Source organism: Mycobacterium mantenii (genome assembly GCF_001667865.1).
Classification (GTDB): Bacteria; Actinomycetota; Actinomycetes; order Mycobacteriales; family Mycobacteriaceae; genus Mycobacterium; species Mycobacterium mantenii_A.
Map to the genome: position 1 here is coordinate 71,931 of NZ_LZJP01000096.1, position 14,691 is coordinate 86,621.

Sequence of the window (14,691 nt, forward strand, 5' to 3'; positions counted from 1 at the left end):
GATGTCACCCGGCATTCACCTGCGCGGCGATTGCCTCAACGTGGTCATAGACGTAAAAGTGCCCGCCGTCGTACAGCGACACGGCGAAGGACCCGGCGGTGTGCCTTTCCCACTGCCGCAGCACGCCGGCGGCGATGCGGTGGTCATGATGGCCGCCCAGCACGTGAATGTCGGCACCGATGCGGACGTCGGGGCTGGGGTCATACCCATTGAAGGCCCGGTAGTCGGCGCGCACCGCGGTGGTCAGCAGTTCGGAAAACTCTTCGTCGGCAAGCAGTTCGGGGTCGGTACCACCCAAGTCGGCGATGTCGGCCAGCACCCCGTCGTCACTGGTCGGTAGTTCGGGCATGTCGGCCACGACGCAGGGCGGCGGGCCCGCCGAAACCCAAAGTTTCCGCACGGCCGTGCCGTGCGCTTCGGCGACGCGGGCGAACTCGAAGGCGACGACGGCGCCCATGCTGTGCCCGAACAACGTCAGCGGTGCGACGCCGGGCCATGGTGCGGACTGGAAGAGGCTGATGGCCAGGTCGTGCACGCTGTCGTGCGCGGGTTCGCTGAGCCGGTCGGCCCGTTGCGGGTATTGCACGATGTAGGTGTCGTTGCCCGCGGCCAGCGCCGCGGCCAATATCCGATAGCTTGCGGCGGCCGCGCCGGCATGCGGGAATAGCACGGTGGCGCCGGTGGATGGCTGGTTGCCGCGGCCCGGGGTCAGCTTGATCCAGGACGGAAACGTGGCGGACACGGTGATCAGGTCATTCAATGTCATTGCGCAGTCTACGATTTCGTGGATTGTTGAGAGGCCGCCAGAACCGATTCGGCGTCCATGCCGATCACCTCCAGATACAGCTCCGCGACCTGGTCGAGCCGGCCGGGTTCGTCTTCGGCGGCGCCGAGCACCGTGGCCAGCGCCGAGACCGTCCGGTTGGCGAAGATGTCGGCGACCATGACGTCGGGTGCGTCCAGCCAGGCGCGAATTCGGGCCACCGCCTGGGTGGCGAGCACCGAATCACCACCGAGCGCGAAGAAGTCATCGTCGACGCCGACGTTTTCCCGGCCGAGCAGGTCGCCGACGATCATCGCCAACGCGGATTCCACGGGCGTCGACGCCGCGCGGTGGCCCGGCCGCTGCGATCGCGAGGCGGCGGTTTCCAATTCGCGTGCGGCGGCCCGGCGGTCGAGCTTTCCCGCATCGGTGAAGTCGATCCGCTCCACCATCGCGATGTGGCGCGGAACCATGTGCGGGGGCACGAGGTCGCCAAGCGACTGCCGGATCCGCTCGACGGTCAGCGAGGCGTCGTCGGTGCACACCTGCGCGGCCAGCGCGTCGGACTCGCCGGACACGGCGATCAGCGCGGCTACCGCCGTCCGCACCCCGGGCACGCGCCGCAGCGCCGTCTCGACCTCGCCCAGCTCGACGCGATACCCGCTGATCTTGACGCGGTGGTCGGCGCGGCCGACGAATTCCAGGGTGCCGTCCGGCCAGTAGCGCACCAAATCGCCGGTGCGATACCAGATTCTGCCGTCATGGTGGACGAAGCGTTCGGCGGTGAGGTCCGGGCGCCCGCGATAGCCGCGCGCGATGCCGCGGCCGGACACCCAATATTCGCCGGGGACCCAGTCGGGGCAGTCGGCGCCGGTGTCGTCGACGACGCGGCAGGCGTTGTTGGGCAGCGGGACGCCGAAGGGCAAGGCCGTCCATTCCTCAGGTATCGCACCCGTCACCTCGAAAATGGTGTTGTGCACCGGGGTTTCGGTCGCGCCGCCCAGGCCCGCAAGGCGCAGGTTGGGCGCTTCGGCTTGGAGGCGGCGCACCACTTCGGGCCGGACCCAGTCGCCGCCGGTGGGGATCACCCGCACCGAGGACAGCCGCCCGCGGCCGACTTCGATCAGCATCTCCAGCCAGCCGGGCATGAAGTGGAGCACGGTGACCTGGTGTGTGTCGATGAGCCGGGCCCAGGCGTCGGGATCCCGGCGCTGCGCTTCGTCGACCACCACGATGGCCCCGCCGGTCCGCAGGGTGACGAACACGTCCATCACCGAGATGTCGCCTTCCAACGTCGACAGGGCCAGGCATCGATCCGCGGGGCCGATCTCGAAGTGGCGGCCGATGAATTCGACGGTGTTCATCGCCGCGTCGTGGGTGACCTCGACGCCTTTGGGTTCCCCGGTCGAGCCGGACGTGAACAGCACGTAGGCGAGCTTGGCGGGATCGACTCTGGCGCAGTCATTCTCGGCACCGGCGGGCGCGTCGCGAAGCACCTGTGCGAGCACCAGCTCGTTGACCGGTACGGACAACGGTCGCCCCCCGCACACCAGGGCCAGGCTCACCCCGCCGGATTCGAGGATGCGCTGCGCGCGGTCGCGCGGCTGGTCGACGCCGATCGGCAGATAAACAGCACCGACGGACAGGATCCCCAGCAACGCCGGAATCTGTTCGGCGGTCTTCGGGCCCAGCACCGCGACCGTGTCGCCGGCGGCGATATCGGCCGCGCGCAGCGCCGCCGCCACCGCCAGCGCCTGGTCGCGCAGTTGTGCGTAGCTGAGGTCACCCGTGCTCGCGAACACCGCCGGGGCGTCGGGCTGCCACTGGGCTTGCCGGAAGAACCCGTCGTGCAAGGCTTCTCCGCTGGGCTCGGCGGTGCGGGCGTTGGCCGCCGTGCGCACCGCCCGCTGCGCTTCCGGCAACGCCGCGGGGCCCAGCGCGTCCCACGCGTCGTCGGCGGAGGCCAGCCGGAGCAGCTCGTCGATGTGGTGGGCGAACATGGCGTCGATGACGCCCGGGGGGAACATGCCTTCGCGCACATCCCAATTCACCAGAATGCCGCCGTCGAACTCGGTGACCTGGGCGTCGAGTAGCACCTGCGGCCCCTGGGAGATGATCCATTCCGGGGTGCCGAATTGGCCGGTCACGTCGCGGCTGAACAGGTCGCCGAGCCCCAGCGCGCTGGTGAACACCACCGGCGCGAGCACCTGGGTGCCGCGATGACGGCTGAGGTCGCGCAGCACGGACAGCCCGGGATAGGCGGAATGGGCCGCGGCCGCGCGCATCGCGTCCTGCACCACCTGCGCCCGCGCGGCCGCGGTGTCCGCCCCGGTGAGATCGACGTCGAGCAGCAGCGAGGAGGTGAAGTCACCGACGAGCGAATCGACGTCCGGGTGCACGGGCTGACGCCCAAATAGCGGCACGTTCAACAGGAATCGCGACGTGGTCGACCAGCGGGCCAGGGTGTTGGCGAACCCGGCGGCCAGCGCCATCGCCGGGGTGATGCCGCGCGCCTGGGCGCGGGCGAACAGCGCGCCGCGGGTTTCCGGGTCCAACCAGTGCCAGCGCCGGGTGCTCCGGTTCGAGCCGCGGGCACCGGTCGTCGGTAACGCCGGCGGATCCGGCAGCTCCGCAAGGCGCCGTGCCCACCAGGCCCGGTCGTTCTCGCGCGCCGGTTGCGGCCGCGCGTCTTCGGCCTCGATGGCGTGGCGGTATTGCCGGAAGGTGTAGCCGAGCTCGGGGAGCTCGCGCCCGCGATAGAGGGCCGCCAGGTCGGCCATCAGGGTGCGATAGCTCATCGCGTCGGCAGCCTGCATGTCCAAATCGACGTGCAGCCGCGACCGGGCGCCCGGTAGCAGCGTCACCGCCAGTTCGAACACGGCGCCGTCGAGCTGCTGGTGTGATTTGGCGTCGCGGATGGCGGCGAGCCGCCGCTCGACCTCGGCGGCGCCCAGCGACCGCAGGTCCTCGACACCGACCGGGAAGTCGCCGCTCTCGTCGGCCGGGGTGATGCGCTGGGTGCCGTCGGGCAGGAACTGCACCCGCAGCATGGGATGGCGCCGGGCCAGCGCGGTGGCCGCCGTGCGCAGGCGTTGCGCATCGATCGGGCCACCGTCGAACTCGACGTAGAGGTGTCCGGCCACGCCACCCAGTTGCTGGTTGTCGTGGCGGCCGACCCACATCGCGTGCTGCATCGGCGCCAGCGAAAACGGCTCGTGCTCCCCGGACAGCTCGGCATCGCCGGACCCCTCAGGAAAAGTCTGCGGCTCGGCGCCGTTCCCGCCCGACGAGACCAACCGGGCCCAGGCCTCGATGGTCGGCGTCTCGGCCAGCGTGGCGAAGTCGACGGCGATGCCCTGGCGGCGCCAGCGGCCGGCCAACGTCATGATCCGGATGGAGTCCAGGCCCTGGCCGATGAGGTTGCTACCCGGCTGAACTGCATCGACGTCGACGCCGAGCAAGTCGGCCACCTCCGCCCGGATGTCCTCCGAGCGTGCCGAGGCGTGCACCACAGACCCTCCCTGAATTAGCACAGGCTGCCCTAATTTTTTGGTTACCCTATCCTTACTCCCTGCGTCCCCGCTACTAGCCCTGTTCGAAGCCCCCCGCTGAAGGAGCCATGAGCCCGAACACACCGCAGCCACCGGCCGGAGTCCTCGACGGGTTCGTGCCATTCCCCGCCGACCGGGCCGCCGCCTACCGGGCGGCCGGCTACTGGACGGGACGGACCCTGGACACGCTCCTGACCGACGCGGCCCGGCAATGGCCCGACCGGATCGCCGTCCTCGATGCCGCGGGCGACGCGGGCCTGCGCTATGCCGACCTCGACGACCAAGCCAATCGCGCCGCCAACGGGCTGCGGGGCACCGGTATCGCGCCCGGCGACCGGGTGCTGCTGCAGTTGCCGAACGGCTGCCAGTTCGCGGTGGCGTTGTTCGGGCTGCTGCGGGCCGCGGCGATCCCGGTGATGTGCCTGCCCGGCCACCGGGCCGCCGAACTGGGGCATTTCGCCGCGGTCAGCGAGGCCACTGGGCTGCTGATCGCCGATGCCGCAGCGGGTTTCGACTACCGGACGATGGCGCGCGGTCTGTCCGAGCAGCACGCTGCGCTCGAGCACGTCATCGTCGACGGCGACCCGGGGCCGTTCACCTCATGGGCGCAGGTACGCGATCAGGCGGCCACCGGCACGCCGCCGTCGCGGCCCGACCCGGGAACGCCTGCGCTGCTGCTGGTTTCCGGCGGCACCACGGGCACCCCGAAACTAATCCCCCGCACCCACGACGATTACCTGTTCAACGCGAAGGCCAGCGCCGAACTCTGTGGATTGACCTCCGACGATGTCTATTTGGCGGTGCTGTCGGCAGGCCATAATTTCCCGCTCGCCTGCCCGGGCCTGCTCGGCGCGATGACGGTCGGAGCCACCACCGTCTTCGGCACCGACCCCAGCCCCGAGGCGGCCTTCGCGGCCATCGCACGCCACGGCGTCACAGTGACCGCCCTGGTGCCGGCGTTGGCCAAGTTGTGGGCGCAAGCCTGCGAATGGGAACCGGTGACACCAAAAAGTCTGCGGCTCTTACAGGTTGGCGGTGCGAAGTTGGAACCCGAGGATGCCCGGTTGGTGCGCGGCGCCTTGACCCCGGGCCTGCAGCAGGTGTTCGGGATGGCCGAGGGGCTGCTGAACTACACCCGGCTCGACGACCCCCCGGAACTCACCGAACATACCCAGGGGCGGCCCATGTCCGCAGCCGATGAGCTGCGCGTCGTCGATGCGGCGGGCGAGCCGGTGCCGCCCGGCGAAGAGGGCGAACTGCTGGTCCGCGGGCCGTACACGTTCAACGGCTACTTTCGCGCCGAGCGCGACAATGAACGCAGCTTCGACGCGCAAGGCTTCTTCCGCAGCGGTGACGTGGTGCGGCTGCGCGACGACGGCTATCTGGTGGTGACCGGTCGCGTCAAAGACGTGATCTGCCGTGGCGGGGAAACGATTTCCGCGGCGGACCTTGAGGAGCAGATGCACAGCCATCCGGCGGTCTACTCGGCCGCCGCGGTGGCGCTGCCCGACCCTTACCTGGGCGAGAAAATCTGTGCGGCAGTCGTTTTCAACGGTCGCGAGCTGTCGCTCGCGGAGCTCAACGGCTATCTGGACAAGCGTGGCGTGGCCGCCCACGCCCGCCCCGACGTCGTGGTGGCGATGACATCCTTGCCCACCACCCCGATCGGCAAGATCGACAAGAAGGCGATCGCAAGCCAGGTTTCGGCGCACCGAGCGCAACCGCGCTAGGGCCGCGCGCTTCCCAGCCGGCCGGTCGCAACCGCGCGATCAGCCCATCGCCGCATAGAGATCGGACAGCAGGCCCGCCGTGGTCCGAAAGTCCATGCACTGATCGGTCACGGATTGGCCGTAGACCAGCTCGCCGCCCAGCGACTGGGCACCGGCCACCAGGAAGCTTTCCAGCATCAGACCGGCGATCCCGCGTTCGCCCGCGGCGATGCGTGCGGTCACCTCGGCCGTGACCTCGGCTTGGCGCTCATGGTCTTTGGCGGAGTTGGCGTGTGAGCAGTCGATCATGACTTGCTCGGAAAGCCCTGCCCTGCTCAGCCGTTCGATGGCGGTGGTCACCGAGGCGGTGTCGTAATTGGGCCCGGTGGTGCCGCCCCGAAGGATCACGTGACAGTCGGGATTGCCCATGGTCTCGACGACGGCCGCACGACCGAAGTTGTCGGTACCGAAGAAATTGTGCGGCGCCGCAGCGGCTTTGACGCCGTCGATGGCCACCTGGACGTTGCCGTCGGTACCGTTCTTGAACCCGACCGGCATCGACAGCCCGGATGCCAGTTGGCGGTGCACCTGCGACTCGGTGGTCCGGGCGCCGATCGCGCCCCACGCGACGGCGTCGGCGATGTACTGCGGGCTGGTGGGCTCCAGGAATTCACACCCGACCGGGAGGCCGACGTCGATGATGTCGAGCAACAATCCACGCGCGATGCGGATGCCGCGCTCGACGTCGAAGCTGCCATCCATGTTGGGATCGTTGATGAGTCCCTTCCAGCCGATGGTGGTGCGCGGCTTTTCGAAGTAGACGCGCATCACGATCTTGAGACGATCCGCGTATTCGGCCGAAAGCGGCGCAAGCCGGCGCGCGTAATCGAGTGCGGCGACGGGGTCGTGCACCGAGCAAGGCCCCACCACCAGGAGGAGCCGATCGTCGCCGCCGGCCAGGATCGCCGAGATCTCTTCGCGATCGCGCTGCACGGCCTGGGCACGCCGAGCCGTCAACGGCAGTTCGGTGCGGATCACGGCGGGAGCCGAGAGCTCGCGGAACGAAACGATCCGATGATCGGACGTATCGATGGTCGTCTCGCAATTGATGGTGGACATGGGGGTGTGTGTGCCTTTCTCTACTGGCTCCCAGGGCACGCCCGTTGGTTCCCGATGCCCTGAAAAACGAAAAGCAGCGACCTCATGGTCACTGCTGGGCTCCGGGTATCAGGCGCGCGGTTGCGTCAACCAGACGCTGCATCGCTGGCTCCACCCGGAGCCACGATAAAGCGCCAATACGCGCGCACGCCGATCTTCACGTCGGCGAAGATATCATGCCGGGGCGGGGCCGCCCAACCGGCCGCCGCTTTCCGCTCGTCTACCCCTGGCGCACGTCGCGACGGGCTAGTCAATAGTGTTGGCGCGCAACGCATTCAGCAGTCTGTTCATCACCGCGCCGGCGTCCGCACGGGCCCGGACATGGTCGTCGGCTCGGGCAATGTAGAGCGTCGCCTCGCGCAGTGCCCCCATGATCGTCAGGGCCGTCGCCTCGACGGGCTGACGGGGGATGCTGCCGGACTCGACGGCGTCGGTGAGCAGTCCGGTGACGAATCCGATGTTGTAGCGGTGCCCGATGTCGCTCCAGCGTTCCCATCCCAGCACAGCCAACGCCTCGAGCAGCACGATGCGCTGGACCTCGGGTTCGGCACACGCGTCTAGCCACAGCCCGGCGCACAGCCGCATGATCTCGACCGGATCGGAGTGCCCCGCGGCCGCGACGGCCTCCCCCATCCGGGCGGCCATCTCGCCCTCCACCTGCTCGAATACCGCGGCGAACAGCTCCGTCTTGTCGGCGAAATGGTGGTACAGGGCGCCGCGCGTCACCCCCGCGTTGCGCACGATCGTTTCCAGGGACGCGTCGGCGAATCCCACTGAGGCAAACAGCGGCCGGGCGGCACCGATCAATGCGTCGCGCGTCTCGGCCGCACGTTCGGCCTGCGTGCGGCGACCGTCCTTCGCCATCAGCCCTTACCTTTCACACCGGGTATGCATTCTCCTACATACCGTATGAAGGTCTGGGATGCGCTCGGATCAGAACACCCTGAGCCGGCGAACGATGTCCAGTGTCGGCGGGTCACCGTCGGCCCGCACACCCAAGTTCTCCCAGGTGCCACGCTGGGTGATCCATCGCACGAAGGCCTGGGAATCGGACGTGATGCGCGCCGCGACATCGGAGTGGCTGCCGAGATGTAGGGTCCGGCCGCACATCCCGTCGAGGTGGACCTGCACCCCGGCGGGTAAGTCGTTGAGCAGCTGCACATTCTGCTGGGGCAGTGCCGCCTCGATCCACTCAAGCGTGGGGGCAAGCCGCAGCTCGTCGACGGGCGGCGGGTCCCCCGGTAACGGCCCATTCGGACCGAACAGGTCGTATCGGGTGTGAACGAGAGCCTCGAAGACGAAGGTTGTCGGCACCACCGAGGCCGGGTAGGTACCGACGTCGCCGATGGGTATGTCGACGTCCTGACCCTCTATCGCAGCGAGCACTTCGAGCCCTCGCGCGCTCACCGATTCATAGTCGGCCACAACCTCTTTGGGGGTCATCGAGCGCCGCGAATCGACGTACAGGTCCGCCGCGCGCTCGGCGGGTAATCCGCCGGGATTGGGTAGCGCCGATGGATCGACGGCCAGCCAGAAGCTGCACGCCATGTGGGACACGAGGTCCTGGACCGACCAGCCGGAGCAGCCACTGTTCTTTCCCCACAACGAATCCGGCATCTGCGAGCACAGTTCGAGAACGATGGTGCGTTCTTCCGCTATGGCGTCGAGCGTGGCGGTCATGAGCCCCTCCTCTTCCAGATACATACTGTATGTATGAACATACGCACTGTATGTATGAAGTCAAGGCGTGGGAGCGAAAAAGTTGGGGCGGTGTGCAGACCGCCGCGGACCAGGGGCTCTAGGCGGACACGGACCGCGGGACGCCGATCAGGCTCGACCAACGCCCGCACGACGGATCAACCGGATTAACCGGTGCCGAGCAGCCGCTGCTTTTGTTCGGTGAATTCGGTCTCCGTCAACGCACCTTTGGCACGCAGTTCGGCGAGTTTTCCTAGCACGTCGGTGATTTCACGCAGCTCGGCCGCGGCTCCGCTGGATGCTTGGCGCGGCACCTGGCACCGCTCTTGCAGAACGGCGCCCGCCGGAATCGGGCGGCCCGGCCCATCGCCCGTGCCCGCCGATCGGCGATCCCGGGAATCGGGTGTGCCGCGGGCGGGCAGGGCCATCAGCGGCGCACCGCCCAACAGGGGCGTCTGGCCCAGTAGTCCGGGACTCGGGCGGCCGGCCTGCACGTTGCCGGCGGCGGGCGACTCGAGCGCGGTGAGTCGCAGTTCCGGTGCCGCTGTGGACCAGCCCTGCGGCACCGACATGTTGCCCAGCGAGGCCGCGCGGCCCATTCCCGCGGACACCGTGGTCGCCTTGCCCGACGGACGCGGCGCTTTCGCCTCCGCGGGCTTCTCCGGCGCGGCCTTCGGCCCCGGTTCCGAGATCTTGTGTTCAGCGTCGGAGATGAACCCCGCGGCGCCGGAAACCCCGATCAGCCCCACGCCATTTCCCACAAACCCCGAGCCGAGCGACACCAGGTGTAGGGATTCATGAAACTGGAGAAGTCGCTCAGCCCCGAGGCCGTGGACGAAGTCGTGAGGTGTTGCAGCGCGTTTGGGACAGCGTTCATCGCATTGCCCGACAGCGCGGATTGCACGCGCCCGGCCGAGGTGCCGGCGGCCTGGGCGACCGCGGCGTTCTGCGCGGGGAGCCCGCCCTGGTGGGTCGTCTGCTGCGGCGGGGCGAACGGCGTCAGCTGCGAGGCCGCCTGCGAGGCGCCGGCGTAGCCGTACATCGCGGCGACGTCCTGGGCCCACATTTCGCCGTAGGCGACCTCGGTGGCCGCGATCGCCGGCGTGTTCTGCCCCAACATGTTGGTCGCGACCAGCGACGTCAGCTGAGAACGGTTCGCTGCGATCGCCGATGGGTGCACCGTCATCGCGTACGCCGACTCATAGGCCGTCGCAGCGGCTTTGGCCTGGGCACCAGCCTGCGTCGCCTGCTCGGCGGTGGCGTTCAGCCAGGCGAGCTGCGGGGCGGCCGCGGCCGCCGCCGTTACCGCGGACGGCCCCTGCCACGGCTCATCGGTGAGCCCTGAGATCACGGACTCGATGTCGGCCGCCGTGGCGTGCAGCTCATTGGCCAGCTCGTCCCACGCCGCCGCCGCTGCCAGCATCGACCCCGAGCCGGGGCCTGCGTACATGCGGCCGGAGTTGACCTCCGGCGGCAATACCGCGAAGTGCATTGATTTTCCTCTGGGATCGTGGAGGCGCCGGTCCTACAGCCCCCGCTCACGTTCCCTGTCGTACCACGCACTCCGGATTCTCAATCCTGCAGAAATAGTCGGCACCTCAAAGCGTGGTCCCGCGATGACGTTTGTCGATCGCGGTGCTGCGCTGGCATTTCGACGGGCGATCCAAAGTTGTTGCCTACGGCCACGACTGGCGAATCAGGCGAAAGTGAACATACTCACATCGTCATCCCGGTACCCATCACCGGCGGCCCGCTATTTCGACAGCCGAAGCGTTCACGGGCCGGTGGCGTACTCGGGGAGCCAACGCACCTGCGCGATGCGTTCGGTGAGTTCTGCGTCGCTACGCGCCGGAGCGACACCATCCGAGACGGCCTGCACGGCGACGGCGTGGGCGATCCGGACCGCAATCCCGGGCACATCGGACCACGCAGGCAGCAGCGGCTGGTCGGGATCGGCCAGGGCGGGCGACGCCTCCCCCAAGGTCTCCGCGGCGACCCGCATCATTTCGTCGGTGACGCGAGTGGCCTCGGCGGCGGTCACGGCAAGACCCATCGCGGGAAAGATGTAGACGTTATTGCATTGAGCGACAGAGTGTTCCACACCGTTTCGGTGCAGCGGCGCGAACGGTGAGCCGGTGGCGATCAGGGCGCGTCCGTCGGTCCACTGATCCAACTCCGCGGGGTGGGCTTCGGCGCGGCTCGTCGGGTTGGACAGCGGAAAGATGATCGGCCGCTCCGTCTTGGCGGCGAGCTCGCGCACGATGGGTTCGGTGAAGGCACCGGCCGCGGTCGACAGGCCGAGCAGCACACCCACGTCGACATGGTGAACGACGTCGGCGAGCTGAGCGGGAGCCGACAAACCCCAGCCCGCGACACGACCGGCCGGCTGGGCGAACCCACGCTGGGCGTCGGACAGGTCGGTGCGGTCATCAGTGAGCAGGCCAACCACGTCGACAACCCAGATGCGCTGCGAGGCAGCCTGTTCGGATAACCCCTCATTCATCATCTGCCTGCGAATCATGTCGAGCACCCCGATACCGGCCGAGCCGGCGCCGAGCATGATGACCTGTTGCTGCGAGAGCGGGCGGCCGGCGACCGTGGCGGCGCCGTGCAGCGCTCCGACGGTGACGGCGGCGGTCCCCTGGATGTCGTCGTTGAAGGTGAGGAGCTTGTCGCGGTAGCGGGCCAGGATCGGCAGCGCATGCGCCGTCGCGAAGTCCTCCCACTGCAGCAGCACGTTCGGTAGGTGCTTGCGCACCGCGGCGACGAACTTGTCGATGAACGCGTGGTACGCGTCGTCGTCGATGCGCCGGTGCCGCCAGCCCAGGTATTGCGGATCGTCGAGGAGTTCGCTGTTGTCGGTGCCCACGTCGAGCACGATCGGCAGGGTGCGCGCGGGATCGATGCCGCCGATCAGGGTGTAGAGGGACAGCTTTCCGATCGGGATGCCCATCCCGCCGATGCCCTGGTCGCCGAGGCCGAGGATGCGCTGCCCGTCGGTGACCACGATCACATCGACCTCGCGCTGCGGCCGGTTGTTCAGCACCTCGTCCAGACAATCCCCCTCGGCATAGGACACGAACAGTCCCCGCGGGCGCCGGTAGATCTCACTGAAACGCTGGCAGGCCTCCCCTACGGTGGGTGTGTAGACGATCGGCAGCGCCTCGGCGATGTGGTCGAGCAACACCCGGTAGAACAACGTTTCGTTGCGGTCCTGCAAAGCCCGCAGATAGATGTGTTTGTCGAGATCATCGCGACGAGTGGAGAATTCGTGCCAGCAGTGCTCGGCTTGCTGCTGCAATGTCTTCACCGTCGTCGGCAGCAAACCCAAAAGACCAAGCCGCCGTCGCTCGGCCTCGGTGAAGGCGGTGCCTTTGGTGGTCAACGCATCGAACAGTCTGGCCGGTCCCCGGAGTTCATCGGCCATCGACAACGTCCCTTCTGTGGGGATCTCGCGGCGAGGGTAAACGACGGTCTGTTTAGACCATCTTCGATCATCCTGAGCGCTTTGTCCGCGCGTCGCCGTCCCCGCGCTGCCGCGGCCACCTGCATCCACCAACTTGAGATCAACGCTGAGGACGTTTCGTTTGGCGGACCGCTGGGTTCACCGCGTACGGAACCACCTGCTGAATAGCGGAGTTCGCTGCTCATCCAACTGGCGCGCAGAATTTCGGCTGGCGCTCACGAATTTTCATGCCGTTCTGCGCACTTCGTTTCCCGGATACCCAGGGCGGGACTCAACCCTGGGTCACAGTTTGCTATCGGTGTCCCGGTTCGCATCGAACTTCGTTACGACGGTTGACATCATCAAGGCGTACGACGCAGTAACGCGGCGTTTTTGCGGATCGACGGGTTGTTTGCCCGAATCATCGACGAGAGGAATCTTTGGCTGACACTATTCCAATACGGCCGTAGATCACGATATGGTAACCGAGGCGCGGTTCTGGCAGGCCCGCCGGCGTCACGCGTGGCCTCGCCAAGACAGCGCTCGCTCTTCGGGTGGGAATCGACAGATTGGGTCATCGCGTCGAGGTAAATGCTTGTTTGTCCAGTGGTTCCGTGTTAATCATGCGCAAATTGAATGACCCTCATTTGTCGACTACATCACACGAGCAGCAAACGGTTGGCAGAAATCTCCTGGGCGATTGCTCGGGCCCGAGAGGGGAATCTTATGATTGCGCCGCGGGATCGCCGGCGAGTCATTTATTTGCGCTGCTTGACCCCATGCGGACCGCCAACCCAGACCACAGCTAGTTCACTGAATGGTGCGCATTGGTCGACGCAGCGCGCTGCAAGTCACTTGCTGGGCCTGCGGACGAGGAGCGCTGCGGCCATCAACTCGCTCAGCAAGTCGTGCGCGTTGCCGTTAAGGTCATCCGGACCGGTGTCGCCAGCTGACGAACGAAAGGTAGCGCATGTTCTTGGGCACGGTTGAGGACTGGACAGCCGAGGGCACCGTCGTATCCTGGTATCCCACCGCGGCCACTTATCGGCGCGCCGCTGAGGCGCAATACGATCCCGCCCCGGTGAGTTATCAGCAGTCCCAGCATCTCCGCTATTACCGGCGCCAGGTCAGCCGCGGCCGCGATATCCCGCGGTTGTGCATTGGAGCCTGGGAAATCAGCGGCGTCTGCGATATCGATGCGATGACATACGCTCTGAACACTCATCTGCGGCGGCACGACACCTACCACGACCGATTTGCGTTCGGCGACAACGACGAAATCCTTCGCTACGTCATCGCCGACCCGGAGGTCATCACCTTGGTGCCAACGGATCTCGGCACAATGGCTCCGAACCAGATCCGCAAACTGCTTCTCGATACGCCCGATCCGCTGCAATGGGACTGCTTTACCTTTGGAATCATCCAGGCCGAAGACCGATTCACCATCTATATCGCCGTTGACCACTTGCGCGCCGACGGCATGTCGGCCGGTGTGATCTTCCTCGACATCCAGACGATGTACTTCGCCGCGCTGCAAAAAGCGCAGAATCCGCTGCCACCCGCCGCCAGTCATCGTCAATACAGCGCGAATCAGCATGCGTACACCAGGGGCCTGAACGAGGAGTCGCCCGAGATCCAGTCGTGGCGGACCTTCCTCGCGGCGAATAACGGAGCGCTACCGAAGTTTCCGCTGGAGTTGGGCGAGGCGAACGCGGATACACCCGGGGCCATCGACGTGTTCGACCTGATCGACGACGACCAGGGCCGGCGGTTCGAAGCGGCGTGCCGCGCCGCGGGGGCACGTTTCAGCGGTGGCGTGTTCGCATGCGCTGCCCTGACGGAGCATCGGTTGACCGGCGCCGCAACGTATTTCGGGCTCACACCGTTCGACAACCGGCGCGATCCCGCGCACGCCACCGCGGTCGGCTGGTTGGCCAGTTTCGTCCCGTTGGCCATTCCCACCGCCGGTGCCTCATTCGATGAGGTGGTCGGCGCCGCCCAGGCGTCTTTCGACGGCAACACGGCCCTGGGCGCCGTCCCCTACTATCACCTGCTCGAGTCGACGGACCCCTCGTCGAGCCCCATCGAGGTGCCGGACCGTCCGGTCCCCATGCTGTCCTACATCGATATCCGCAAGTTGCCGTTCGGCGACTACTTCGACGGTCTGCGCGCCGGTGTTTGGGGTGACAACCGGCTGTCGGAGACGGTGTGCATGTGGGTCAATCGCATGCACGACAAGACGCAGCTGGTCGTCGCGTACCCGGGCACCGAGGTCGCCCACAGGTCCGTGTTGCGCTACGTCAAGACGATGCGTGCCGAGTTCGCCCGGGTGTCCGACACCGGGCCGCACATCGATGCGTGACGCGG

8 protein-coding genes and 1 pseudogene are annotated in these 14,691 nt (G+C 67.3%); 2 read left to right on the forward strand and 7 right to left on the reverse strand.

What is annotated here, in order from left to right:
- Positions 1-4 precede the first annotated feature (4 nt).
- Complete coding sequence (locus A5688_RS16955; protein ID WP_067911750.1) at positions 5-766, reverse strand: thioesterase II family protein; 762 nt, start codon at positions 764-766, stop codon at positions 5-7.
- An 8-nt stretch (positions 767-774) separates the two neighbouring features.
- On the reverse strand, positions 775-4,275 hold the full coding sequence (locus A5688_RS16960) for a non-ribosomal peptide synthetase (protein ID WP_067911753.1): 3,501 nt from the start codon (positions 4,273-4,275) through the stop codon (positions 775-777).
- Between the two features lie 107 nt (positions 4,276-4,382).
- Here A5688_RS16960 and A5688_RS16965 point away from each other — a divergent pair, with 107 nt between their 5' ends.
- A complete protein-coding gene (locus A5688_RS16965) occupies positions 4,383-6,044 on the forward strand; it encodes a (2,3-dihydroxybenzoyl)adenylate synthase (RefSeq protein ID WP_067911756.1) in 1,662 nt (553 codons plus the stop codon).
- A 39-nt stretch (positions 6,045-6,083) separates the two neighbouring features.
- On the opposite strand, the gene A5688_RS16970 is transcribed toward A5688_RS16965, so the two are convergent.
- The 5 genes and pseudogenes from A5688_RS16970 to A5688_RS16990 all read right to left on the reverse strand — a co-directional run bounded on the left by A5688_RS16970 (position 6,084) and on the right by A5688_RS16990 (position 12,306).
- Complete coding sequence (locus A5688_RS16970; protein WP_067911759.1) at positions 6,084-7,142, reverse strand: 3-deoxy-7-phosphoheptulonate synthase; 1,059 nt, start codon at positions 7,140-7,142, stop codon at positions 6,084-6,086.
- 285 nt (positions 7,143-7,427) lie between these two features.
- Positions 7,428-8,045 (reverse strand): TetR/AcrR family transcriptional regulator, encoded by a 618-nt coding sequence (locus A5688_RS16975; protein ID WP_067911762.1) that lies wholly within the window; start codon positions 8,043-8,045, stop codon positions 7,428-7,430.
- A gap of 69 nt (positions 8,046-8,114) precedes the next feature.
- On the reverse strand, positions 8,115-8,861 hold the full coding sequence (locus A5688_RS16980) for a maleylpyruvate isomerase family mycothiol-dependent enzyme (RefSeq protein WP_082955128.1): 747 nt from the start codon (positions 8,859-8,861) through the stop codon (positions 8,115-8,117).
- A 185-nt stretch (positions 8,862-9,046) separates the two neighbouring features.
- A pseudogene (locus A5688_RS28580) lies at positions 9,047-10,371 on the reverse strand (PPE family protein, SVP subgroup).
- Between the two features lie 282 nt (positions 10,372-10,653).
- Complete coding sequence (locus A5688_RS16990; protein ID WP_067830190.1) at positions 10,654-12,306, reverse strand: NAD-dependent malic enzyme; 1,653 nt, start codon at positions 12,304-12,306, stop codon at positions 10,654-10,656.
- 988 nt (positions 12,307-13,294) lie between these two features.
- Here A5688_RS16990 and A5688_RS16995 point away from each other — a divergent pair.
- Complete coding sequence (locus tag A5688_RS16995; protein ID WP_067830187.1) at positions 13,295-14,686, forward strand: condensation domain-containing protein; 1,392 nt, start codon at positions 13,295-13,297, stop codon at positions 14,684-14,686.
- Positions 14,687-14,691 lie beyond the last annotated feature (5 nt).

Excerpts from the sequence above, each read along its gene's own strand:
- A5688_RS16990 (WP_067830190.1), bottom strand. The coding sequence starts at position 12,306 with ATGGCCGATGAACTCCGGGGACCGGCCAGACTGTTCGATGCGTTGACC.
- A5688_RS16975 (WP_067911762.1), bottom strand. The coding sequence starts at position 8,045 with ATGGCGAAGGACGGTCGCCGCACGCAGGCCGAACGTGCGGCCGAGACG.
- A5688_RS16980 (WP_082955128.1), bottom strand. The coding sequence starts at position 8,861 with ATGACCGCCACGCTCGACGCCATAGCGGAAGAACGCACCATCGTTCTC.
- A5688_RS16995 (WP_067830187.1), top strand. The coding sequence starts at position 13,295 with ATGTTCTTGGGCACGGTTGAGGACTGGACAGCCGAGGGCACCGTCGTA.
- A5688_RS16970 (WP_067911759.1), bottom strand. The coding sequence starts at position 7,142 with ATGTCCACCATCAATTGCGAGACGACCATCGATACGTCCGATCATCGG.
- A5688_RS16965 (WP_067911756.1), top strand. The coding sequence starts at position 4,383 with ATGAGCCCGAACACACCGCAGCCACCGGCCGGAGTCCTCGACGGGTTC.
- A5688_RS16955 (WP_067911750.1), bottom strand. The coding sequence starts at position 766 with ATGACATTGAATGACCTGATCACCGTGTCCGCCACGTTTCCGTCCTGG.